The sequence below is a fragment of the Amycolatopsis sp. NPDC051373 genome, assembly GCF_040689465.1.
Lineage (GTDB): Bacteria > Actinomycetota > Actinomycetes > Mycobacteriales > Pseudonocardiaceae > Amycolatopsis.
Genome location: NZ_JBFBAE010000015.1, coordinates 24,375 through 46,884, shown reverse-complemented (window position 1 = coordinate 46,884; position 22,510 = coordinate 24,375). Strand labels below are relative to the sequence as shown.

General features: G+C 66.6%; 25 protein-coding genes. 18 read left to right on the top strand and 7 right to left on the bottom strand.

Annotated features, from left to right (window positions below; genetic code table 11):
• Positions 1-3 precede the first annotated feature (3 nt).
• Complete coding sequence (locus tag AB0383_RS27285; RefSeq protein WP_364181151.1) at positions 4-348, top strand: hypothetical protein; 345 nt, start codon at positions 4-6, stop codon at positions 346-348.
• A gap of 225 nt (positions 349-573) precedes the next feature.
• Here the strand turns inward: AB0383_RS27285 and AB0383_RS27280 are convergent, their stop codons facing one another.
• Positions 574-1,791: a CopD family protein gene (locus tag AB0383_RS27280; protein WP_364181153.1), complete on the bottom strand. Its 1,218-nt coding sequence runs from the start codon at positions 1,789-1,791 to the stop codon at positions 574-576.
• Positions 1,792-1,964: 173 nt separating this feature from the next.
• Between AB0383_RS27280 and AB0383_RS27275 the strand changes: the two genes are divergently transcribed.
• The 4 genes from AB0383_RS27275 to AB0383_RS27260 are packed head-to-tail and all read left to right on the top strand — an operon-like array spanning position 1,965 to position 5,706.
• Positions 1,965-3,044: an isocitrate/isopropylmalate family dehydrogenase gene (locus AB0383_RS27275; protein WP_364181156.1), complete on the top strand. Its 1,080-nt coding sequence runs from the start codon at positions 1,965-1,967 to the stop codon at positions 3,042-3,044.
• Positions 3,041-4,402, top strand: a complete 1,362-nt coding sequence (locus tag AB0383_RS27270) for an NAD-dependent succinate-semialdehyde dehydrogenase (RefSeq protein ID WP_364181159.1) — start codon at positions 3,041-3,043, stop codon at positions 4,400-4,402. Before AB0383_RS27275 ends, AB0383_RS27270 begins: the two co-directional genes overlap by 4 nt.
• Positions 4,399-4,815: a cupin domain-containing protein gene (locus AB0383_RS27265; RefSeq protein WP_364181162.1), complete on the top strand. Its 417-nt coding sequence runs from the start codon at positions 4,399-4,401 to the stop codon at positions 4,813-4,815. Before AB0383_RS27270 ends, AB0383_RS27265 begins: the two co-directional genes overlap by 4 nt.
• A 9-nt stretch (positions 4,816-4,824) precedes the next feature.
• The gene (locus AB0383_RS27260; RefSeq protein WP_364181165.1) at positions 4,825-5,706 is read left to right on the top strand and encodes a GntR family transcriptional regulator; all 882 of its coding nucleotides are present in this window, start codon (positions 4,825-4,827) and stop codon (positions 5,704-5,706) included.
• Between the two features lie 78 nt (positions 5,707-5,784).
• Here AB0383_RS27260 and AB0383_RS27255 read toward each other — a convergent pair whose 3' ends face one another.
• Both AB0383_RS27255 and AB0383_RS27250 read right to left on the bottom strand, forming a co-directional pair.
• The gene (locus AB0383_RS27255; protein ID WP_364181168.1) at positions 5,785-6,705 is read right to left on the bottom strand and encodes a MurR/RpiR family transcriptional regulator; all 921 of its coding nucleotides are present in this window, start codon (positions 6,703-6,705) and stop codon (positions 5,785-5,787) included.
• 77 nt (positions 6,706-6,782) lie between these two features.
• Positions 6,783-7,616 carry a PHB depolymerase family esterase gene (locus AB0383_RS27250; protein ID WP_364181170.1) on the bottom strand — a complete coding sequence of 278 codons (834 nt, stop codon included), beginning with the start codon at positions 7,614-7,616 and terminating at the stop codon, positions 6,783-6,785.
• A 179-nt stretch (positions 7,617-7,795) separates the two neighbouring features.
• Here AB0383_RS27250 and AB0383_RS27245 point away from each other — a divergent pair, with 179 nt between their 5' ends.
• From AB0383_RS27245 to AB0383_RS27210, 8 genes are all read left to right on the top strand, one after another.
• Positions 7,796-8,935, top strand: coding sequence for a C45 family peptidase (locus AB0383_RS27245; protein ID WP_364181172.1), 1,140 nt, complete (start codon positions 7,796-7,798; stop codon positions 8,933-8,935).
• Positions 8,935-9,678: an amino acid ABC transporter ATP-binding protein gene (locus AB0383_RS27240; protein WP_364181174.1), complete on the top strand. Its 744-nt coding sequence runs from the start codon at positions 8,935-8,937 to the stop codon at positions 9,676-9,678. Before AB0383_RS27245 ends, AB0383_RS27240 begins: the two co-directional genes overlap by 1 nt.
• A 43-nt stretch (positions 9,679-9,721) precedes the next feature.
• The gene (locus AB0383_RS27235) at positions 9,722-10,666 is read left to right on the top strand and encodes a transporter substrate-binding domain-containing protein (RefSeq protein WP_364181176.1); all 945 of its coding nucleotides are present in this window, start codon (positions 9,722-9,724) and stop codon (positions 10,664-10,666) included.
• Between the two features lie 25 nt (positions 10,667-10,691).
• Positions 10,692-11,336 (top strand): amino acid ABC transporter permease, encoded by a 645-nt coding sequence (locus AB0383_RS27230; protein WP_220243445.1) that lies wholly within the window; start codon positions 10,692-10,694, stop codon positions 11,334-11,336.
• Positions 11,333-12,208, top strand: a complete 876-nt coding sequence (locus tag AB0383_RS27225; protein WP_364181178.1) for an amino acid ABC transporter permease — start codon at positions 11,333-11,335, stop codon at positions 12,206-12,208. Before AB0383_RS27230 ends, AB0383_RS27225 begins: the two co-directional genes overlap by 4 nt.
• 22 nt (positions 12,209-12,230) lie before the next feature.
• Positions 12,231-13,424 (top strand): ornithine--oxo-acid transaminase, encoded by a 1,194-nt coding sequence (gene rocD, locus AB0383_RS27220; RefSeq protein ID WP_366188880.1) that lies wholly within the window; start codon positions 12,231-12,233, stop codon positions 13,422-13,424.
• 100 nt (positions 13,425-13,524) lie between these two features.
• Positions 13,525-14,385, top strand: a complete 861-nt coding sequence (locus tag AB0383_RS27215; protein WP_364181181.1) for an alpha/beta hydrolase — start codon at positions 13,525-13,527, stop codon at positions 14,383-14,385.
• Between the two features lie 5 nt (positions 14,386-14,390).
• Positions 14,391-14,984, top strand: coding sequence for a TetR/AcrR family transcriptional regulator (locus AB0383_RS27210; protein ID WP_364181184.1), 594 nt, complete (start codon positions 14,391-14,393; stop codon positions 14,982-14,984).
• A 5-nt stretch (positions 14,985-14,989) separates the two neighbouring features.
• Here AB0383_RS27210 and AB0383_RS27205 read toward each other — a convergent pair whose 3' ends face one another.
• Positions 14,990-15,565 carry a hypothetical protein gene (locus AB0383_RS27205; protein ID WP_364181187.1) on the bottom strand — a complete coding sequence of 192 codons (576 nt, stop codon included), beginning with the start codon at positions 15,563-15,565 and terminating at the stop codon, positions 14,990-14,992.
• Positions 15,566-17,635: 2,070 nt separating this feature from the next.
• Between AB0383_RS27205 and AB0383_RS27200 the strand changes: the two genes are divergently transcribed.
• Positions 17,636-18,298, top strand: coding sequence for a hypothetical protein (locus AB0383_RS27200; protein ID WP_366188879.1), 663 nt, complete (start codon positions 17,636-17,638; stop codon positions 18,296-18,298).
• Here AB0383_RS27200 and AB0383_RS27195 read toward each other — a convergent pair.
• The 3 genes from AB0383_RS27195 to AB0383_RS27185 all read right to left on the bottom strand — a co-directional run bounded on the left by AB0383_RS27195 (position 18,291) and on the right by AB0383_RS27185 (position 20,760).
• Entirely contained in the window at positions 18,291-19,301 is a 1,011-nt protein-coding gene (locus AB0383_RS27195) for a hypothetical protein (protein WP_366188878.1), read from the bottom strand. The two genes, AB0383_RS27200 and AB0383_RS27195, sit on opposite strands and share 8 nt — an antisense overlap.
• A 235-nt stretch (positions 19,302-19,536) precedes the next feature.
• Positions 19,537-20,007 carry an NUDIX domain-containing protein gene (locus tag AB0383_RS27190; RefSeq protein ID WP_366188877.1) on the bottom strand — a complete coding sequence of 157 codons (471 nt, stop codon included), beginning with the start codon at positions 20,005-20,007 and terminating at the stop codon, positions 19,537-19,539.
• A 9-nt stretch (positions 20,008-20,016) separates the two neighbouring features.
• Positions 20,017-20,760, bottom strand: a complete 744-nt coding sequence (locus tag AB0383_RS27185; RefSeq protein ID WP_366188876.1) for an XRE family transcriptional regulator — start codon at positions 20,758-20,760, stop codon at positions 20,017-20,019.
• Between the two features lie 211 nt (positions 20,761-20,971).
• Here AB0383_RS27185 and AB0383_RS27180 point away from each other — a divergent pair, with 211 nt between their 5' ends.
• From AB0383_RS27180 to AB0383_RS27165, 4 genes are read left to right on the top strand one after another with little or no spacing between them, the layout of a single operon-like run.
• Entirely contained in the window at positions 20,972-21,160 is a 189-nt protein-coding gene (locus tag AB0383_RS27180) for a hypothetical protein (RefSeq protein WP_360604568.1), read from the top strand.
• A gap of 23 nt (positions 21,161-21,183) precedes the next feature.
• Positions 21,184-21,642: a hypothetical protein gene (locus AB0383_RS27175; RefSeq protein ID WP_366188875.1), complete on the top strand. Its 459-nt coding sequence runs from the start codon at positions 21,184-21,186 to the stop codon at positions 21,640-21,642.
• Positions 21,639-21,974, top strand: a complete 336-nt coding sequence (locus AB0383_RS27170; RefSeq protein ID WP_366188874.1) for a hypothetical protein — start codon at positions 21,639-21,641, stop codon at positions 21,972-21,974. Before AB0383_RS27175 ends, AB0383_RS27170 begins: the two co-directional genes overlap by 4 nt.
• Positions 21,974-22,276 carry an AMED_5909 family protein gene (locus AB0383_RS27165; RefSeq protein ID WP_366188873.1) on the top strand — a complete coding sequence of 101 codons (303 nt, stop codon included), beginning with the start codon at positions 21,974-21,976 and terminating at the stop codon, positions 22,274-22,276. Before AB0383_RS27170 ends, AB0383_RS27165 begins: the two co-directional genes overlap by 1 nt.
• Positions 22,277-22,510: the final 234 nt, after the last annotated feature.

Here is a 22,510-nt window from a genome sequence, read left to right as displayed (position 1 = left end):
GGCATGAAGAAAGCCGTCGTCGCTCTGTTGCTTCCCGCCCTGGTGCTGCCGCTCGCGGCGTGTGGCGCCAAGAGCTACACCTACGACACGAGGTTCGCCGTGGACGGCAAAGGCCCCGCGAAGATCACGCTCACCTACCCGGGCTCGAAGCAGCCTGACGTCACCACCGCGACGCTTCCGACCGAGATCGCGCGCATCCCCGAGGGGCTCGGGAAGGTGACCCTGCACGTCGAAGCCGAGAACGGCCCGGCGACCTGCCGGATCACCGTGGAGCAGAAGCAGGTCGATCAGCGCACCGGGAAAGACGTCTCCTGCACCACGGAGCTCACCGAGGACACGCAGAACTAGACCGCGCTGTCACGGCAAGAACCGCTCACCTCCGCGAAGACACGCGCAACGCCAACGCCAGCACCGCCGAAAGACCGATCAGCACCACCGCGGAAACCACCGTGCCCATGCCCGCCACCACCTTCTCGTTCAGGACCCTCAAGGTCTCCCGAACGACGGCGGGGCGGGCATGGGCCCGACGGAGACTTGACACACCAAGACAAATCCCTGATGAGCCCTTGACGCTCAGCTCTCCGCGGCGACGGCCTCACGCTGCTCGACCGCGTCGGCGCGGACCGCCGAGCGGGCGAGGCGGTCGGACACCTTCGCGGTGGTCACGAAGGAGACCGCGATCAGGATCGCCAGCACCACGCCGATGCCGATCACGGTGCCGCTCAGCGTCGGGTCTTCGGGGTCGCCGGCCTCGACGCGGGCCGAACCGGTGAGAAACGAGAGCACGAACAGCACGCCGACGGCGAGCAGCACCTCGATTGTCACCAGCACGGGGAACGTGCGCAGCGCCAGGCGGAAGACGGAACCCTCGGCGCCGGCCGCACGGGCGCGGGCGATGCGCGGCATCATCACGAACTCGTTAGCCGCGCCGATGCAGATCATCGTGAACACCAGCGACACCTTGATGACGAGAAAGCGCCCGAAGCTCGTGGTGAACAGCTCCGACGGGCTGCCGATGAGCGAGTAGGCCAGCCACAGACCGGTGATCAGGATGCAGCCCACCGCGACCATCGCCACCGTCGAGAACCGCGTCCAGATCTGCGCGAACACGTCGCCGGCACCGAGGGAGAGCCTGCGCCGCGAGAACGCCAGGATCACCAGGCCCGCGATACCGCCGACCCACGTCGAGATGGAGAAGACGTGCAGGTGGTCGAGCAGCGAGTTGGCGATGGTGTCGAAGGTGGCCTTCGAGAAGTTCGTCGGCAGCAACGTGACCTGGTACGCCAGGAAGTTGACGATCAGTGACGTCAGCGTGAGCACGCCGAGCTTTTCCCGCAGCCGCGGCGAGAACGCCAGCATCAGCACGATCGCCGCGAGACCCCACAGCGAGTACTGGATGAGCGCTTCGGCACCACTGGAGATCCAGTCGCCCTTCTTGCCCGGCACCGAGATGAAGCGCCAGATCGCCGCCGGCGACAGCGCGTCGCCGAACGGGATTTCCTTGCCCTTCACGCGGGCGCCCTTGCCGGCGATCTGGAAGTACAGCGCCACCAGGAACCACGTGCCGACGAGCGCGTAGTAGATGCCGGCGCGGCGTTGCAGCACCGCGCGGTCGGCCGGGTCGACCGACGGCCGGCGAAGCACCGGCCGCAGGACGATCAGGTACAGCATGCAGCCGCCGACCGACCCGATCAGGCCGGCGAAGTACGCCATTTTCGTGATGACCCGCCACACCTCGGGGGTCGGGTTTGCTTCGGCCGCGGACACGGCCTGGGCGAGCAGCAACGACATTGTCAGCCATCTCCTCGAGCGGGGGACCTGAGCCGGACGGGCGGGGAGGCTCTTGGCGGTGAAAGGTAGCTGATCCTACAACGGATGTGAAGACTGAAGCATCCACTACATTGATGGTATATTGCTAGAGTGAAAAACCAGAGTCGGAAGATCCGCAGTCGGAAGGAGTGTCCGTGAAAGTCCTCGTCCTGCCCGGCGACGGCATCGGCCCGGAGATCACCGCGGCGACCCTGGACGTGCTCGGCGCCGCCGATCGGCGGCTCGGGCTCGGCCTGAGCTTCGAGACGCGCGACATCGGCCTGGCCTCGCTCGCGACCGAAGGCACGACCCTGCCGTCCTCGGTCCTCGAGCGCGTGCCCGAGGTCGACGGCACGCTGCTCGGCCCGGTGTCACACTACGAGTACCCGCCGCGCGAACAGGGCGGGATCAACCCGTCCGCCGCGCTGCGGACCACTTTCGAGCTGTTCGCCAACGTGCGACCGTGCCGTTCGCGCGAGGACCTGAGCATCCTGCGCAAGCCCATGGACCTCGTGATCGTGCGCGAGAACACCGAGGGCTTCTACTCCGACCGCAACATGTTCGCCGGCACCGGCGAGTTCATGCCCGACCCCGACCTCGCGCTGTCCGTGCGCAAGGTGAGCGCACGTGGTTCCGCCCGTGTCGCGCGGGCGGCGTTCGAGCTCGCGCGCGGCCGCCGCGGCAAGGTGACGGCGGTGCACAAGGCCAACGTGCTCAAGCTGTCCGACGGCCTGTTCCTGCGCGAGGTCCGCGCGGTCGCCCAGGAGTTCCCCGACGTGGAGCTGGAAGAGCTGATCGTGGACGCCGCCTCGGCGCTGCTGATCCGCGACCCGCAGCGGTTCGACGTGCTGGTGACCACCAACATGTTCGGCGACATCCTGTCCGACGAGGCCTCCGAGCTGTCCGGCAGCCTCGGCCTCGGCGGCTCGATCAACGCCGGGCACGACGTGTGCGTCGGCCAGGCGCAGCACGGTTCGGCCCCCGACATCGCGGGCCGGGGCGTGGCCAACCCGGCGTCGCTCATCCTGTCCGCGGCGATGCTGCTCGACTGGCGCGGCCGCCGCGACGGCAACGACGCACTCCTGGCGGGTGCGGAGCTCGTGACCCGCGCGGTGGACACCGTGCTCGACAACCCGGCGACGCGCACCGCGGACGTCGGCGGAACACTCGGCACCGAAGCGTTCGCCGGCGCGGTTTCCGAGTCCGTCACCGGCCTTCCGGTGGGTGCTCGATGATCCGGTCCGTGAACCCGGCGACGGGCAAGTCACTGTCCACTTACGACTTGCACACGGCCGAAGAGGTCGACGCCGCACTGGATGCGGCCGTGACCGCGCAAGCCGAGTGGCGCGAGAAACCGCTTGCCGAACGCGTGGAGCTGCTTCGCGAGCTGGCGGCCGTGCTGCGCGCCGGGAGCGCCGAGTACGCGCGGCTGATCACCGAAGAGATGGGCAAGCCGCTCGCCGAAGCCGAGGCCGAGATCGAGAAGTGCGCGCTCAACTGCGTGCACTACGCCGAGCACGCGGCGGAGTACCTGGCCGAGCGCCCGGTGCTGGCCGAGGCTTCCGTGGTGGCCGAGCCCCTCGGCGTGGTGCTCGCCGTGATGCCGTGGAACTACCCGTTCTGGCAGTTCTTCCGGTTCGCCGCCCCGGCGCTGGCCGCGGGCAACGGCGCGATCCTCAAGCACGCCACCAACGTGCCGGGTTGCGCGCTCGCGATCGAGGACGTGTTCCGCAAGGCCTCGGCGCCCGCCGGGCTGGTGCGGGCGCTGCTCGTCGACGTCGGCGAGGTCGCGAAGCTCATCGCCGACGACCGCATCGCCGCCGTGACGCTGACGGGCTCGACGCGCGTCGGCGCGCTCGTGGCCAGCCAGGCCGGCGCCGCGCTCAAGAAGCAGGTGCTGGAACTCGGCGGCTCGGACCCGTTCGTGGTCCTCGCCGACGCCGACGTGCCGGCCGCCGCCGAGACGGCCGTGCGTGCGCGGTTCCTGAACAACGGCCAAAGCTGCGTCAACGCCAAGCGGTTCATCGTGGACGAAGCCGTGGCCGACGAGTTCGCCGAAGCCTTCACCGCGGCGGTCGAACGGCTGCGGGTGGGCGATCCGGCCGAGGCGGGCACCACCGTGGGACCGCTCGCGCGCGAGGACCTGCGCGACGGGCTCGACGACCAGGTGCGCCGGACCGTCGCCGCCGGTGGTGTGCTGCGGACCGGCGGTGAGCCGGTGGCCGGGCCGGGGTACTTCTACGCACCGACGGTGCTCGACCGCGTGAAGCCGGGCATGGCGGCCTTCGACGAGGAGACGTTCGGGCCGGTCGCGGCCATCGTGCGCGTCTCGGGCGACGACGAGGCCCTGGCACTGGCCAACGACACCGAGTTCGGCCTGGGCGCGGCCGTGTGGACGCGGTCTTCGGAACGCGCCCAGCGCTTCGCCAAGGGCCTGCAGGCCGGCGCGGTGTTCGTGAACAGCATGGTCGCCTCCGACCCACGCTTGCCGTTCGGCGGGATCAAGAAGTCCGGCTACGGTCGGGAGTTGGGCGCGGACGGGATCCGCGAGTTCGTGAACGTGAAGACCGTGTGGTTCGGAGGAACCCGATGAGCGAGCAGAAGCCGTTCCCGTCCGTGGTGCTGCGGCCGGCCGAGCTGTCCGCGGCCGACCGCGGCGGCGGCGCGCGCACGATCCCGCTGGTGAGCAAGGCCCTGGGTGCCCAGGTGTTCCTCAACGGCCAGACGCTCTTCGACGGTGGTGCGGGAATCCCGCTGCACACGCACAACTGCCCCGAGAGCGTGGTGATCCTGGAGGGCGAGGCGATCGTGGAGATCGACGGCGCCGAGCACCACCTGTCCACTTGGGACACCACCTACGTGGACGCGGGGGTGCCGCACCGGTTCCGCAACGCCTCGGCGACGGCGCCGATGCGGATCCTCTGGACCTACGCCTCGGTGGAGGCCACCCGCACGATCGTCGCGACCGGCACCACCACCCGGGTGGATGCCGAGCACCGGCGCTAGCCTGGGTAAGTGGAACAGACCCCGACCCCGCTCACCCGGCAGGTCGCGGCGCGCATCGTGGGCTACATCCGCGAGACCGCGGCCGAGCCGGGCACGCGGCTGGTGGAGCGCACCCTGGCCGCGCACCTGCGTGTTTCGCGTTCACCCGTGCGCGCGGCGCTGCGCCTGCTGGCGGACGAAGGGGTGGTGGCCGTCGCCGAGCCCGGCGGCGGCCACACCGTGGCCCGCCCGGTCACCGAGCTCACCGTCGAGACCGGTGACGAGGACGAGGAGCAGTACCTGCGCATCGCGTCGGACCGGCTCGACGGTGACCTGCCCGACCGCGTGAGCGAGAGCGAGCTGGCGCGCCGCTACGCCCTCACGCCGGCCCAGGTGACGGCCGTGCTGCGCCGCATCTCCGGCGAGGGCTGGATCGAGCGGCTGCCCGGCTACGGCTGGGAGTTCCAGCCGATGCTGACGTCGCAGGAGTCCTATGAGGACAGCTACCGCTTCCGTCTCGCGCTCGAGCCGGCGGCGCTGCTGGAACCTGGCTTCGTCGTCGACCAGGCGGCCATCGAAATCGTTCGCGCGCAACAACTCGAGCTCGCCGACGGCGCCGCGCACACCGTGACCAACACCGAGCTGTTCGCCCGCAACCGCGCCTTCCACGAGGCCGTGGTGGCGTGCAGCCACAACACGTTCTTCATCGACTCGCTGCGCCGCGTGGACAACCTGCGCCGCCTGATCGAGTACCGGCGCACGCTCCCGCGCGACCGGGCCGCGGTGCGCTGCCGTGAGCACGTCGACATCGCGGACCTGCTGCTGACCGGCCGGACCGCCGACGCCGCGGAGTACCTGCGCAGGCACCTGAGCACCGTCAGCGTGGAGAAAACGACCGGCCCCGGTTACTAATCCGGCCAAAAGTAGGCCGACCCCCGCGCGGCACGCAACCGATGCCGCGAAAGCCATTCGGCCGTGACTGTGGCCGGATTAGTAACGATCGGCACTGTCAGTGACCCCGTCGCCCCGCGGCAAACGCGTTGCGCGCAGGTCACCGTTGATGAGGTCGGAACGCAGCGAAGTCAGCAGTTCCGACGTCTTCGTCGCGCGGTTTTCGTCGCGGGAGGCCAGGCGCAGCACCAACGCGTCGGTGAGCACCTCCGCGCTCAGCATCTCGCCGGTGAAGTTGCTGGCGCTCTGCGGGGCCGTGAGCGAGACGTCGACCCGGGCGCCGAACAACGGCCCCAGCGAGCTGGACACGAGCACCACGCTCGCACCGACCTCCTCGGCGTGAGCGAGCAGCACCTCGATCTCGCCGAGGATCCGGCCGGGGATGTAGAGCACGACGACGTCTTCCGGGCCGAGGCCGAGCAGGTCGTCGGCCAGCTGGAACCCCGTGGCGCCCGTGGAACGCGCACGCCGGCCCATCCGGACCAGGCGCATGGTCAGGTACCGCGCGACCAGGCTCGAGGCCCCCAGGCCGAAGCTGAGGACCTCGCGCGCGTCGTCCAGCAGGTCGACCGCGTGCAGGAACTCGTCGGACTGCACGAGCCGCCAGGTGGCGGCCAGCCGCTCGGTCGCGTCGGTGAAGACCTTGTCCACCACGGCATCGCCCGCGGTGGCGCCGTCGGGCAGCTCGGTCAGCAGCCGGTGCGAAGGGCTGGTCTCCAGCGCGACCTCACGCGCCAAGCTGCGCCGCAGGTCCATCAGCCCCGCGAACCCCAGGGACTTCGCGGTGCGCACCACGGTCGCGTCGCTGGTCGCCGTCGCGCCGCCGATCTGCTCGGCCGTCGCGAAAATGGCGTAGCGGCCGTGGTCGCGCAGGTACTCCGCGACGGTCCGCTCGGCCCGCGACATCTTCGGCAGGCATCGCGCGATCCGTGCACGCAGCGACTCTTCCTCGTTCCCCATCCCACCCTCGTTTCCCGATCCACGTGCCCACGGGAAGGCCGCCACGGTGCGACCGTGCCCCGTGAACCCGTCGCGCGCTACGGCCGGCGCGCCAGCTCCCCGGCGATGAAGGCCTTCACCACCGGCTGGATCATCAGCCCGCGGTGCGCGACCCCGGGCACCACGTCGAACTGCACGTCGATCCCGTTGCTCTCGAAATTCTTGCGCAAGGTGGTCAGCCGCTCGATGCGCGTGTCACCGCCGGCATCGATCCCCGGCTCCGCGATCTCCCAGGTGTCCTTGTCCTCGCCGCCCACGATCATCTGCACCGGCAGTTTGCGCAGGGTCTCCACCTGCACGTCGGTGCCGAACAGCTCGCGCACGTCGGCGGTGCCCAGCCACCACGGGACGTCCGGGTCGATCCGCGTGACGCGGCCCGGAGCGCCGATGGACAACGCGGCCAGCCGGTCGGCGTGCAGGTAGGCGAAGCGGTGCGCGAACTGCCCGCCGCCGGAGAAGCCGTGCAGGTAGAAGCGCTCGGCGTCCACGCGGAAGCGGGCGGCGACCTCGGCGATGATGTCGAGCAGGATCAGGTCGTAGCGGATGCCTTCGAAGCTCAGGCGCTTGAAGCCGTGCAGGTCACCGGGCTGCGCGATGCCCGCCGGGAACAGCGGCGCGAGCACGATGGTGTCGTTCTCCTCCGCGAACTCGCGGTAGTCGTTGCGGTAACGCTCCGCGGTGCGCTGGGTGCCGTGCATCAGGACGAGCAGCGGCAGCGGCGTCTCGGAGGTGCGGTGGGCGCTGGGCACGTAGAGGCAGTAGGAAAAGCGCTGGTCGCTCTGCAGCGCGAAAAACGGCGTCGGCCCGCCGTAGTAGAACTCCGTCGGGTCGAGGACTCGGGCGGAGTCGGGCGTCGCTTGGGGGCTCGTCATGGAGCGGTTCTCCTTGGCATGGCGTGGGACCGTCCTGCACCGTCGTAACCATGTAGTAACGACGACAGGTGTTGACAACTTCGTAGCACGGTCTATCTTATCCGTAGCTGCCACTACAAGTTCCTGATGAATGTAGCGCAAACCTTCAACGAATCGCCAGCACCGGGAAAGAGGTATTCATGGCAGTCCGGTTGGTCCAGATCGAAGGTGGCCCCCGTGAGCGGGGACTCGCCTACGGAGAGGCCGCCAGGGCGGAGATCCGCACGTCGATCGCCTATTACCGCGAGGCCTTCCGGCTCTCGTCGGGTCTGGAGTGGACGGACGTGCAGGCCTCGGCCCGGCGCTGGCGCGCACCCGTCGCCGCCGTCGCACCGCACCTGCTCGAAGAGATGGACGCGATCGCCGACGGCGCCGGCGTTCACCAGGACGAGATCCTCGCACTCAATGCGCGCGGTGAGATCGTCCGCAACAGCGACAGCGGCTTCAACCCGGGCGTCGCCGAAGACGAGGAGCCCGCCGACGGCTGCTCCTCCTTCGCGCTGCTGCCCGAGGCGACCGGCGACGGTCACGTCTACTGTGGACAGAACTGGGACTGGCGTGAGGGCACGCAGGACTCCGTGGTGCTCGTGCGCGTGGTCCAACCACCCAAGCCCACGATCATCATGCAGGTCGAGGCCGGCCAGATCGGCCGCCACGGCGCCAATTCCGCGGGCATCGCGCTCAACGCCAACGGGCTCAACGGCCGCTTCGGCACTCCGATCGGCATCCCGCAGCCGGTACTGCGCCGCCTCATCCTCGACCACGACTACCTGAAGAGCGCCCTGCAAGTGCCCTTCGACGTGCACCAGCACATCGCCACCAACCTGCTGGTGACCCACCGCGGCGGGGTCGCCGTGGACTACGAGACCACGCCGGTGGTGCACCGCTGGGGACTGCCGCACAACGGGATCCTCGTGCACGGCAACCACTACCAGTACGGCGTACCCCCGCAGATCGCCGACACGCACAAAGTCCGCCCGGTGGACTCGCTCTACCGCGTGCAGGTGATCGAACGCGGGCTCGCGGCCGCGCGCAACGCCACCAGCTCGGCCGAGGTGCGCAAGGTCGTCTCCGCGACGATGAGCGACCACGTCGGCCACCCCGACGGCGTGTGCGCCCACGTGGATCCGCGCGCCACCCCGCTGCAGCGCTACAAGACGATCGCCTCGAGCCTGGTCGACCTGACCAGCGGCGAGTACCGCGTGGCGGTCGGCAACCCCTGTGAGAACGACTACGAACTGCTGCCCTGGCAGCTCTACGACGGCCCCGGAGGTCACTGATGACCGGACCCGTGCTCGCCAGTCTGCGCGGTGTGAACAAGAGCTACGGCGAGGTGCAGGTGCTGCACGACGTCGACCTCGACATCCACCAGGGCGAGGTCGTGGTGATCCTCGGCCCGTCCGGGTCGGGCAAGTCGACGTTGTGCCGCTGCATCAACCGCCTGGAAAAGATCAACTCCGGCACCATCACGCTCGACGGCAAGCCGCTGCCCGCCGAGGGCCGCGACCTGGCGCGTCTGCGAGCCGACGTCGGCATGGTCTTCCAGTCGTTCAACCTCTTCGCGCACCGCAGCGTGCTCGAGAACGTGACGCTCGGGCCGATCCGCGTCCGCGGGATTCCCAAGCGTGAGGCCGAAGCGACCGCACGACGGCTGCTCGACCGAGTCGGGGTGGCCGACCAGGCCGACAAACTGCCCGCCGAGCTCTCCGGCGGGCAGCAGCAGCGCGTGGCCATCGCCAGGGCGCTCGCGATGAACCCCAAGATCGTGCTGTTCGACGAACCGACCAGCGCGCTCGACCCGGAGATGGTGAGCGAGGTCCTCGACGTGATGACCTCGCTGGCCGCGGAGGGAACCACGATGGTCGTGGTCACGCACGAGATGGGCTTCGCCCGCCGCGCCGCCCACCGCGTGGTCTTCATGAGCGAAGGCCGCATCGCCGAACAAGGCACCCCCGAAGAGTTCTTCGACCGCACCGGCACCGCCCGGGCGCGGGACTTCCTGTCCAAAGTCCTCCAGCACTAATCCCTCCAGCACTGAATTTCCCCACCGTGACAAGGAGAAAGCAATGAAGCTGACCAGAATCACCGCCGCCGTGGGCGCGGTGGTCGTCGCGGGCGCGCTGCTCGCCGCGTGCGGCAGCGCCCCGGCCACGGCCCCCGGTGGCGCCGCCGCGAAGCCGGCCGCCGCCGACGTCGCCAAGATGATCAGCCAGGACGACGCCGTCGCGGGCGCGCCGGTGGGCCAGAACCTGCCGCACTCGCCGATCCTGGACAAGATCCGCCAGCGCGGCGAGCTGGTCTGGGCCGGCAGCCGCAACACGCTGGGCTTCTCACAGCTCGACCCGGCCACCGGCAAGATCTCCGGCTTCGACGCCGGGATCGCCGACCTGCTCGCGAAGTACCTGCTGGGCAAGCCTTCGGCGAAGATGCAGAGCGGTGGCTCCGACACCCGTGAGGGCCTGCTCGGCAACCACACCATCGACGTCGCGATCCAGACGTACACGATGACGCCCGAGCGCGCCAAGCTGGTGAACTTCTCCGGCCCGTACTACATGGCCGCCAGCGGCATCATCGTGAAGTCCACGGACACCACGATCAAGACCGCCAAGGACCTCGCCGGCAAGAAGGTGGCCACCGAGTCCGGCGCGGCGAAGACCGCTCTGGTCACCGAGGTGCCGACCGCGCAGCCGGTGCTGTTCGACACCACCGCGCAGTGCATCGCCGCGGTGGAGCAGGGCCGCGCCGACGCCGTGACGCTGAACAACGCTTCGCTGCTCGGCGCGATCCAGACGCGCTCGGACGTGAAGCTGCTCGACGCGACGTTCGGCTCCAACCCGTTCGGCATCGGCGAGCCCAAGGACGACCCGGTGTTCAAGCAGGTCGTCGACGAGTTCCTGCAGAAGATCGAGGCCGACGGCACCTGGACCAAGCTCTGGCAGGGCACCGTCGGCAAGCTGCTGAAGACCCCGCCGCCCGCGCCGCCGAAGCTCGGCTCCGTCCCCGGCGTCTGACCCGAACCCCGAAATCGGAGACCCCATGTCCGTGCTCTTCGCGCACCTCGGTGAGCTGCTGACCGGTCTGCTGACGACCCTCGAGCTGGCCGCGATCGCGTTTCCGCTGGCGCTGGTGATCGGCACCCTGCTGGGTGTCTGCCGCGTCAGCCCGATCGGGCCGCTGCGGGCGGCCGCCGGGTTCTACGTGCACTGCCTGCGCAACTCGCCGATGCTGCTCGTGATGGTCATGGTGGTCTTCGGCCTGCCCTACCTCGGCGCGACCGTCCCGCTGTTCGGGTCGGTCGTGCTGGGGCTGGGGTTGTACTTCGGCGCCTACATCTGCGAAACGGTGCGCTCCGGCATCGCCGGCGTGCCGCTCGGCCAGATCGAGGCGGCGCGCGCCATCGGCCTCACGTTCTCCGGCGTCCTGCGGCAGGTCGTGCTGCCGCAGGCGTTCCGGTCGATGGTGCAGCCACTGGGCAACATCCTGATCAACGTGTGCCTCGGTTCGGCACTCGGCGCGGCGGTCGGCGTGCAGGAGCTCACCGGTTCGGCGCGTCAGTTCAACCTCGACTTCGCCCAGCCGATCCCGACCTTCATCGCCGCGGTCATCGGCTACCTCCTGATCACCCTGACGATCGGCCAGCTGACCGGCGTCGTCGAACGGAAGGTTCGCATCCGACGATGAAGTCGCGCTCCCCCGCCCTTTTCGACGAACTCGGGCCCCGAGGCCAGAAGCGGCTGAAGATCGCCACCGTCGTGGCCGTCATCGCGCTGATCGGTGTCGTCGGCGGCGCCATCGCCCAGCTCGCTCACGTGCAGCAGCTCACCGCGCGCCTGTGGGCGCCGCTCATCGAGTGGTCGAACATCCGCTACCTGCTGCAGGGCCTGCTGACCACGTTGGAGGTCGGCCTCACCGGCGCCGCGATCTCCCTGGTGTTCGGCACGCTGATGGGCCTCGGCCGGCTGTCCACGCACAAGTGGGTCTCGATCCCGTGCGCCGGGCTGATCGAGCTCTTCCGCGCGATCCCGCTGATCCTGCTCGTGTACTTCTTCCTCATCGGCCTGCCCATGTTCGGCTGGAACCTCCCGCCGTTCTGGGTGCTGACCATCCCGATCGTGCTGCACGCCGGGGCGGTTTTCGCCGAGATCGTCCGCGCCGGCGTCAACTCGCTCGACCGCGGTCAGTTCGACGCCGCCGCGGCGATCGGGCTGCGCCGCGGGCAGACGATGGTGCTGGTCGTGCTGCCCCAGGTGTTCCGGTCGCTGCGGCCGGCGCTGGTCACGCAGGTGATCCGCACGCTGAAGGAATCGAGTCTCGGCTACGTCGTCGGCTACCCGGAGCTGCTGCGCGACGGGCAGGTGATCGGCGAGTACAACGCCAACTTCGTGCAGACCTACGCGTTCACCGCGGTCATCTACATCGTCATCAACTTCGGGCTCTCCCGCGTCGCCGAGCTGCTCGACCGGCCGAAGAAGGTCCGGCGCCGCCCGGACCGGCCGGCGCCGGAGCCCGAACCCGAGCCGGCGGCCTCGCAGCCGGCCGGAACCCTCGTCTGATTTTTTTTCGAAGCGGAGAGAAATGTCCATCACCGGCGAAGAGATCGAACGCGCCGAAGCCGCACTGGCCCACAACTACCACCCGCTGCCCGTGGTGCTCACGGAAGGCAAGGGCGCGTGGGTGACCGACGTCGAAGGCCGGCGCTACCTCGACCTGCTCGCGGGCTACAGCGCCCTCAACTTCGGCCACGGTGACGACGAGCTGCTGGCCGTCGCCCACGCTCAGCTCAACCGGCTGACCCTGACCAGCCGCGCCTTCCACCACAACCAGCTGGGCACCTTCGCCTCCGAGCTCGCCGAGCTGTGCGGCATGGAGATGGTGCTGCCGATGAACACCGGCGCCGAGGCCGTGGAGACGGCCATCAAGACGGCGCGCAAGTGGGGCTACCGCGTGAAGGGCGTGCCGGCCGGGCGCGCGAAGATCGTGGTGGCGGGCGGCAACTTCCACGGCCGCACTGTGACCATCGTCGGGTTCTCGGACGACCCCGAGGCCACCGCCGACCACGGACCGTTCACGCCGGGGTTCGTGACCGTGCCGTTCGGCGACGCTGAGGCGCTGCGTGCGGCGGTGGACGAGGACACGGTGGCGGTGCTGATCGAGCCGATCCAGGGCGAGGGCGGTGTGGTGCTGCCGCCTTCGGGGTATCTGCGTGAGGTTCGCGCCATTTGCTCTGCCGCTCAGGTGCTGTTCGTCGCCGACGAGATCCAGTCGGGCCTGGGGCGGACCGGGCGGACGTTCGCGTGCGACCACGAGGACGTCGTGCCCGACATGTACGTGCTGGGCAAGGCGCTGGGCGGCGGCATCTTGCCGGTGTCGGCCGTGGTGTCCAGCCGTGACGTGCTGGGCGTGTTCCGGCCGGGCGAGCACGGCAGCACGTTCGGCGGCAACCCGCTCGCGTGCGCTGTCGGGACGGCGGTGGTGCGGAAGCTGAAGACCGGTGAGCCGCAGCGCCGGGCGGAGGAGCTGGGCCGGATCTTTGCTGCTGCCTTGGCCGAGTTGCCTTCGTCGGCGGTCGACGCGGTGCGGGTGCGCGGCCTGTGGGCCGGCATCGACGTGCGCGACCGCACGGGCCGCGACGTCTGCGAAGGCCTGCTTCGCCGTGGCGTGCTGGCGAAGGACGCGCACGGCAGCACGATCCGGCTGGCGCCGCCGCTCGTGGTGTCCGAAGAGGACCTGCGCTGGGGCGTTTCCCAGCTGGCTGCCGAACTTTCCTGACCCATCCCCCTGTGCCCGTCGCACCCTCTTCCGGGTGCGGCGGGCACAGTCATGTTCCCGCCGCATTTACATACAGACTGCATGTATGTATCTTGGTCGCATGACTTCCTCACTCGGACAGGACCATCGCATCCGCCTGCCGCAGGGCGAGGTGCGCTACTACGAACGCGGTGCCGGGCAACCGGTCGTCTTCGTGCACGGGGTGCTCACCAACGCGCTGCTGTGGCGCAAGGTCGTGCCCGCCGTCGCCGACGCCGGATTCCGTTGCCTGACCCCGGATCTGCCGATGGGCGCCCACGAGATCCCGATGCGCGCCGACGCCGACCTGAGCGCCCCGGGCATGGCTACCCTGCTGGGCGACTTCCTCGAGACCCTCGACCTGCACGACGTCACGCTCGTCGCCAACGACACCGGCGGCGCGGTGACGCAGATCCTGCTTTCCCGCTACCCGTCGCGTGTCGCGCGAGTGGTGCTGACGCCGTCGGACAGCTTCGAGTACTTCTTCCCGCCGATCTTCAAACCGCTGCCGGTGGTGGCGAAGGTGCCGGGTTCGATGGCGGTGCTGGGGCAGCTGTTGCGGGTTCGGGCGTTGTGGCCGTTGCCGCTGTTGTTCGGGTGGGTGGCGAAGAAGCCGCTTGCCCCTTCGGTGGCGGAGTCTTATCTGCTTCACCTGCGGGCGTCTTCGGGCGTGCGGCGTGACCTGCGCAAGCTGCTGCGCTCGGTGAACCCCCGGCACACCTTGGCGGCCGCGGAAAAGCTGCGGTCCTTCTCGCGGCCGGTTTTGTTGGCCTGGGCTTCGGAGGACAAGCTGTTTCCGGTGCGCTTCGCCTACCGGCTGGCCGAACTGCTGCCGAACGCTCGCGTTGTGGAGATCGCCGACTCGTACACCTTCGTCCCGGAGGACCAGCCCGACGTGCTCGCCGGGCACATCGTCGAGTTCGCGAGCGTCATGGCAGATTAGGCCGGGTGAGACGCACTCAGCAGGAACGTTCCGACAGCACGCGCGCGGCCCTCGTCGGCGCCGCCCGCGAGCTCTTCGGCACGCGCGGCTACCACGACGTGCCGGCCGAAGAGATCACCCGCACGGCCGGCGTCACCCGCGGCGCGCTCTACCACCACTTCGGCGACAAAGTCGGGTTGTTCCGCGCGGTCGTGGAGGAGGTCGAGATCGAGCTCACCGCCGAGGTCGCCGCGGTGATGACCTCGGGCGTCGATCCCCTGACCGGCATGACTACCGCCCTCGGCGTGTTCCTGGACGCCTGTCTGCGCGAAGAGGTCCAGCGCATCTCCCTCACCGACGCCCCTGCCGTCCTCGGCTGGGACGTCTGGCGCGAAATCGAGGGCGAACACGGGCTGGGCTTGCTGGTGACTTCACTGTCACGCGCCCACGCGGAGGAGCTGATCGTCGACGTGCCCATCCGGACCCTGGCCCAGCTCATCCTCAGCACCGTGATGGAAGCCGCGCGCATGATCGCCGCAGCCGACGACCCGACCGCTGTGCGCGCGGAAACGCAAACGGTGCTCGCGGGCTGGCTCGGCGGGCTGATCCGCAGGAAGTGACGTTGTTACCCGTACTGCGGCTGGCGTTGCTCCGGGTTTGCTTCGACTGCGTCGAGGTCTGAGTCATTTGTCAGTGCTTGGATCGCTTCGCTCGCGGCTCCCACCCCGGCCCAGTGCGGATCCACGTCCACCGCTACGCACCACGCCCGATCCCCCGGCCACACGAACGCGGGCGGCGCGATCGGCTGCCCGGAGCCGAGTTCGTCGGCCCAGTCGTCGATGGCGGTCAAAGGTCCCTTGAAGATCGCGTATCGCCGGTGGGGCAGCTCGAAGAGGTCGTGGTAGGTGGGCAGCGGCAGGTCGGAGTAGCCCTCCCAGACGCAGAAGTAGCCATCTTTGGCGGTGGTGAACCCGGCGAGCCGGTGGATCACCCGCTGGGTCTGCCACAGGTCGGGCTTGTGGTCGAGCGGGAGCCGCACGTCGGCCTCTTGCTGCCTCGGCTCCGTGGGGTCGGGGATAAAGCGGATGCGGGCGTAGGCTTCGTAACCCGTTGGGCCGAAGAGCATCAGCTGGCCATCGGGGGTTCCTGACTCTAGGAGCCAGTGCGCGACGCTGGTATCCGCTTCGTACTCCAGGGTCACAGTACTCCTTGTCCACCCGTTCGTGTGCCGGACTCGCCCTGCACACATTACCGAAATAAGATCATACGCTGGCGGAAGCAAGAGGCGCGGTGCCTCAAGACACGAAGCAGTTCACGTTCGCTTGGTTGTAAGGCTGCTCGGCGGTGTCGATCTGCCCGTCGACGTCAACGTCGACGTGATTCCGCCACGAAATGAGCCCCGCAGTCGGTTGCACGTCGCGCGCGCCACGGTGCGATCCCCACTTCCGGTGTAAGGCCTCAAGACCCTTGACGGTGCACAAGCCTTCTGTCGGTAGGTATCGTCGGTGTAGAACTCGTACAGGCAGTTGTACACCGTAGCGGTGTCCGCTGTGCAGCTTCCCTTTTTCCACCACCCGTGTCCCGACACGTCACCTGACGAGTAATGCGGGTTGTCCCGGCCACTCTCCGGTGTGCATCCGATGGCAGCAGAGTAAAAACCGGGGCTCGAGTCCGAATCGCTGGCCGTCGGAAGCTGGCCAGGCTCCGAAATCTTCCGGCCGTTGCCGTCCAGGTAGACGAGGTTGGCCGCGGCACCTGGGGGCTCAAGACCGGGCACAGCGGCCTCATGAGTGGATAGCCTGCCAGCAGCTGCGTACGCGATGTCAATCGGCGACGCGACCAACGTGACACAGGTCGACACGACCGCCAGGAAAATAACACGTCTATTCACGATTCCCCCGCACGAACGTCAGACATGCGAAATCAGAATCGGCAGCGCTCAGGTCCGCCCCACGCCATTCACGCTACGACACTGACTCCCCGCGAACACATTCAACAGTATGATCAGGAGGATCTGGCAACAAGATATCGAACGGATGATCAAGAGGCCAATCGAGTTCAAAGTCCGACCATCGGTGAACGGTCCTGAAACTCAGCGGCGCCCACGGCGCTTGCCGAGTTTCGAGCGCTGTCGGCCTGTCCGAGATCCAAGACAGCCCGACGGCGCCAGCACTGACAATCCTCCGACATCAGAGGCGTATAGATTTCTTGTTCATGAACTATCCAGGCGGTCACTGGGCCTGGGGCCGTTCCTGAGCAGACCGCCTCTGACCTGCTCGTTTGCGTCGGTTGGGTCCGGTCGCGTCCGGACCGATCTTGACGTCTGACGGCCTGGTGACGGCCTGGCCCTCTGCGTCCGGCCCGCCCTCTGAGTGGCGGCCAGGCCAACCCGTCATCCTCGTCCACGCCGCCTTTAGCACCGCCTCGGCGCCGTCAAGGGTGGGCGCTTGCGACCATCGCGCAGCGACGCCGTCAGGCGCCCTTGATGGCGTCGAGGCGGTGCTAAACGATCGCCGACGAGGAAGCGGGCCGCCACGGGTGACGAGCGGGCTGTAACGGTCTGGACCGCCTGGGCGACTTTGCCCGCATGCGCGTCTTTGGATCACTCGCCGTCGACGGCGGCGCTGTGCCTGCCGGCACCTCCGGCGGGCCGCCCGCGACCGGCGGCCGGAGCGGAGCGGCAGGCCGTCCGTGTCGCACCGGGCGGACCCGCCGAACGCCGCGCAACCCCGCGCCGCCGTCGGCGGCGCCTTGATCCCATAGAGCCAAGTTCGGCAGCCATTCAACTTCAACTCGCCGCACATACCTGGCGAGCGTTGGATCAGATCAACGTGTACAAGACGAGGACCGAATGACGACGTGGCGTGATATCAGCTTGCCCGGACGATCGGAAGTTTGGCGACAGCTGCGCGGATTGCGGGCGACACCGCCAGGCGAGGCGGGAAAGGACACGGAACGGACTGCCATTTTTCAATCTTCGCTTGAGCAGTCCCAGCAATTCATGCTAGCCGCCGAAGGCGCCGGCTATGCAACGCGAGCATTACAACTTTTCTATGCAATTTCTCAGGGCGGTCGCGCGATAGCCGCGGTATCAAATAGGCTACCGCAGACGACTTCAATACCCGATCCGAAAAATTCTTCTAAAATCCACTCACGAACTATTCCATGGCGACTTAAGGGTCATGGAATTAGGGCCGTCAGGACTTCCGTACAGAACGTCGCAGACATTACCGTTCAAGCTGACCTCAACGGACTAATGCCCGGAGTTGCAATGGCACTCGGAGTCGATCCGTTGCCACCACGTGACGATATTAGAATAGGCGACGCCTGGTCGCTAGTTCCCGAATTAGTGTCGGTTCCAATTTCGAAGCAAGGAAAAATTCGGACACTAGCATATGAGGATGCGCGCATTTTCCCAACCGACAAGGAAGGAACTTGTCGTATCATGATCGCGAACTTCGACCGCGACGCAGCGCGCGAATGCGGCGAAGACGACACCATTCTCAGAAAGTTCCTCCAACACTATCCCACTCTATCCACCGTGGAAGTGCCTGACCAAGTCGCCAACTCGTCACGATGGACAGATAACGGCAGGCCTGGCCTTCGAACCGAACTACGGTGGACGAAAGGTGATCTTCCAGGAGATCTGCGAGAGGCAGCGTCACGTCTTCTCGCAACCAAGTATCGGGGACCAAGTGATCTCTGGGTGTTCCCAAAATTAGGAGCGATGACGGGTCCGATTCACCCGCTTCTTACTTGGTGGGTGATCTTGTTTGCGTTGTCGATAATGACCAGATACGAACCTGATCATTGGTCGAGGATGATCACCATTGATCAATCTCCCGACGCAAATGCGATTGAGCACCTTCTTGACCAGGCAATCGACGTGGTCCCAACCCTTTTACTTGAGGCGCTAAAGGTTGCTTCTACATAAAGGAGCCCTTGACAGGCAGCCATAGCGGACTAATGCGCACTTCGGGTAGCACAAAATCTTTTGCCCGACGACTTAGCTCGATCTCAATTAGCGCTCGGAGGGCGTCCCTGAGAGCGCGGATCGGAAGACGTTTTGCTAGCTGCGGTTTTATCTGAATCATTGCCTCCTCGCCTAGATTCACGGCACGTTTGCCCGCGTGGACGAACTCGCTTCTAGTATCATACGCCCCACTCAGTACCCTTCGAACCAGATCTTGTGTGGGCGAATCGATGAATCGAGGATGCGGAGTCGTCCACTCCCCACCCAAATAAGTTCCGCGAGCACTGTCAAAAGTTGAAAACCAATCCTGCACAGGCTCTTTCCAAAAGCTGATCGGCAGTCGGTCCTGCACGTATGACACAAATGAACGCTTAAGGTTTCGGTGTTTATTGTCGGCGAGCAGAGACTTCCTCATACGAGCTTTTTGGGCCTGGTCGAGCCCCATCTTACGGAATCGATTTTCCCATCTGTCAGATTCGGACCAGCCTTCCCATGAGCTATCCACCTCGCCGTAGCGACGTGATAGAAGTTCGATTGCGCCCACCAGTAATGAATACGCCGCATTAGTTTCTCGCACCGAAAGAAGTATGGCGCTGTAGTGCATTTGAATCGCCGAGGAGATTGTGTCGTAATCACTATCTGAAAGAGATACCAAGTGCTTAAGAGTCCTCGTCAATTCCGCCCCGGGGTTTGACGAGGGGTCCGGGGGCGCCATAAGACTGGAGTCAACCTTGTCACTTAGAGGCAACGCGAGACTGGCCAGTTGACCTTCCACGCCAATCGTCATCTCTTCCAAAGCTTCAATCCTCCTATTGAAGGTATAGCTCAAGAGCCCTGCCCACTCCTGAGGCTCACCGCTTACGATATTCAAGTCCTTCTTGAACTGCGGATCTGATGGCCATTCGAAAGAGACTAGCGTCTCGGGTGGTTGCCCCACGCGATGAATGGTTTCCAGGGACCTCATCGACGTATAGTCGGTAAAATTGAACTCTTGATGGCCAGGGATAACCATTCGAGCGGAGGACGTCGAAACTGATCGACTTTCAACAGCTTTGTTGAGATTTCGTACCCAGTTCCATATCGCTCTCAACGCTGCCTCCCGGCTCGACGGTTAGGGTTGCCCTGGTACGTAAATCGCGCCACACGAGCAAAGCGCTACACCTGCAACCGAACCGCAATACAACCAATCGGCAAGGACCCTACGTGAAGTAGGGCTCACTTCGGTCGTGCAAGCCATGATCGATACGGAGCCGGATCGACCGATGAATATTGAGCCGGTCCAGGCGATCGGGCGCAACCCACAAGACTTCCTTGCTCTCATCGCTCGTCCTCGGCGTCCCACCAAGAGACCGGGCGCGGAAGCAGATCGAGAACTCTTGTCGAACCTCACCGTCGTCGTAGGCCACCACGTGTTTGGGGTTCGAGTACAGGCCGACGAGGGAGACCACCTCGCATTCAATGCCCGTCTCTTCGCGGACCTCGCGCACAGCCGTCTGTGACAGCGTCTCCCCGAGCTCCAACTGTCCGCCGGGGATGGAGTACAGGTCGTTGTCCGTGCGGCGGATCATGAGGATGTAGCCGCGCTCGTCCTGAATGAATGCGGAGACGGCGATAGCGATGCTGTTCGCTGCGGGCGCGTGCGGGTCGTCGAAGTAGTCCGTGCGGGACATGCTGCGCTCCTAGAACTGTGCTTCGTGGGCGAGATTCCAGACGGATTCGAAGCTCTCGGAGTAGCTCTCGAAGAGGTCGCCGGCCGAGAGGCGGCGGAGGTGGAGGGCTGGGGCGTGCGCGCCTTGGGAGCCGAAGATGTGGGTGTTGACCACCATCTCGTCGTCGAAGCGGAAGATCGAGTTGTACAGCGTCGTGTTGTGGAAGCGGATCTGCACGCCCGGCACGCTGATCAGCGGCTTGTAGTACGCGAGGGCGTTGCGGATCCGGGCCGGCAGGGTCCCGTCACCTAGCTGCTCCTCCTCTCCGCGCAGGGCGACCGAATCGCCCTCGGGGTCGCCGAAGATGAGCCTGATGGATGTGCCGGCCTTGGCCTTCGCCGCCAGGTCCTTGACGAAGCGTGGGCGCTCGACAAGGAACAGGCCCGCGTGCACGAGGATCTCAATGTCGCTGGTCGCGTCGCGGATGATGCGGTCCCAGAGTTCGACGGGGACGGCGTTGCGGTGTGGGAAGACCTGCACCAGTTCGGCAGTGGCCGTCTCCACCTTGCGTTCCGGCGCGATTGAGTCTGGCCAGAGGTAGGTCTCTGACTCCTTGGTGAGCGCCGCGAGCTTGTGCCGGTACTTCGGGTACGGTGTGCGCCCCTTGCTGATCCAGCGCTCCACGGTCTTCTGATCGACGTCGAGCGCCTTAGCCACCTGCTCCGGGTCGAACCCGTTGCGCAGGAGCGCGTCACGCAGGCGTTCGTTCGGCATCGGCTCTCCTCGGGACTTCTAGGGACGACTTCAACCGTACCAGGGACGTCCCTAGAAGTCCTGCTGTGCAGTGATCATGTCCCTCTGATCTGCGGAGAGTGGTCCCTAGCGTGCCGGAGTCGGTCCGGCGGAGCGAAAGGAAGGGGACTGCTGGTGACACCGGACTGGGACAGCTTGACGGAAGGGCCGTCGGCGCGCGGATGGGTCCGTCATGCGTGACACGGTGCAGCTCCACGTCGGAGCGGACTTGCCGATTCGCGTGAAGCCGCTGGCATACGCGAACCGCGTCGAGGTGCGGTTCGGCAAGGCGTTCCCGGTTGTGGTGCTGATCGATCTCGACGCGCTGACGGTTCTGTTACCCGAGTTGGAAAAGGCGCGAGACGCCATACAAGCGAGCTAAACATCGACCGAAGGATTCATCTCATGGCTATTGAGCGTGGTTTCAGGTTCGGCATCAACTTCGACGACGCGTTTCCGCGTGGACTTGTGATGGTTGGCGACGTAGCTCCGGACAACGAATTCCAGTCGCGTGAGGATCGGGCGGCCAATCGGCCAGTGAGGCAGCGCGTCGACGAGGTGACGGGCAAGCGGCAGTGGAAGGCGACGGTCACCGATCTCGGCGAGGAGAAGGCGAAGCGCGCTTCGTTCGAGATCACGTTCCTCGCCGAAGTGCAGCCGGTGCCGACGACGTCGGAGGTGCTACCGGGCATGCGGCCGATCGAGCTGGAGGGGCTGACGGCAGAGCCTCGCGTCGGCGGGCAAGGGGAGTTCAAGTACCAGACGTACGTGTTCCGTGCGACAGGCTTCAAGGCGGTGGCGGCGTCCGCTGGCAAGTCGGCGCGCTCCTCGGCGGCCTCGGATGACACGAGCAAGGCCGCATGACCGTGCAGCTGACCCAGAGTGTGAAGAGCGCGCCTGATGACCTGGTCGACTCCTGGACGAACGCGTATCAGGACTACTCGCGTCTCTACACGCTGGAGCACCGCGAGAGCAGCCCTGCCATGCGGGAGCAGCTCGGCTACGCCGCGAAGAGAGTAGCCGCCGCGTACCGGGGTCTGTTGGCAGCACGGGGCTTTCCGTGGTGGTGCCTGGCTGCCGTCGAGCTTGCTGCGGCGGAGTTCGAGGCGCAGGCGATCGCGCTAGGTGTCGGCGAGGTTCCGAACCCGTACGGAGGGTCCGCCGATGCCGGCCGAATCTGGAGGGCGCAGCGGTGATGACCTCGGAACGGAAGGCGAAGCCTGGGACCGGCTCGGACGCGCCGACGACACTGTACGGCGCCCACCAGTGGGTTCAGTCCCGGTATCCGCCAACGGACGCGCCGCCGTCCACGGTGATCGCGTTCCACCTGGAGAACAAGCGGATGTACGAGCGGATCGCGGACATCGATCGCGGGCACCACCACGAGGCGCTGTACTTCGTCGGCTACGAACAGCGGATGGCCGACGCGGCACGGGAAGAGGCGCTCCGCCTCGACAAGTCTCCTGCGGGACAGGAGGTTCCGCCGTCGGCTCGATGACTTCCTGACGCCGATCACGAACAAAAGAAAATCGAAAACACGTGGGGACGCGTGTTGTGTTAAACGCGTCCCCACGTGTCCAAAAATGTCCCGTTAGAACGCAGAACCGGCCTTCTGGCTACCAACCTTCACCCGGTTCTGCGTCTGTCCACTGGAGAAGTGAACAATGGAAACCATAACGGTCAAGGCGCAGTCGTCGTCAACGGGGGTCACCCGGATGCGTTGCGCGACTTG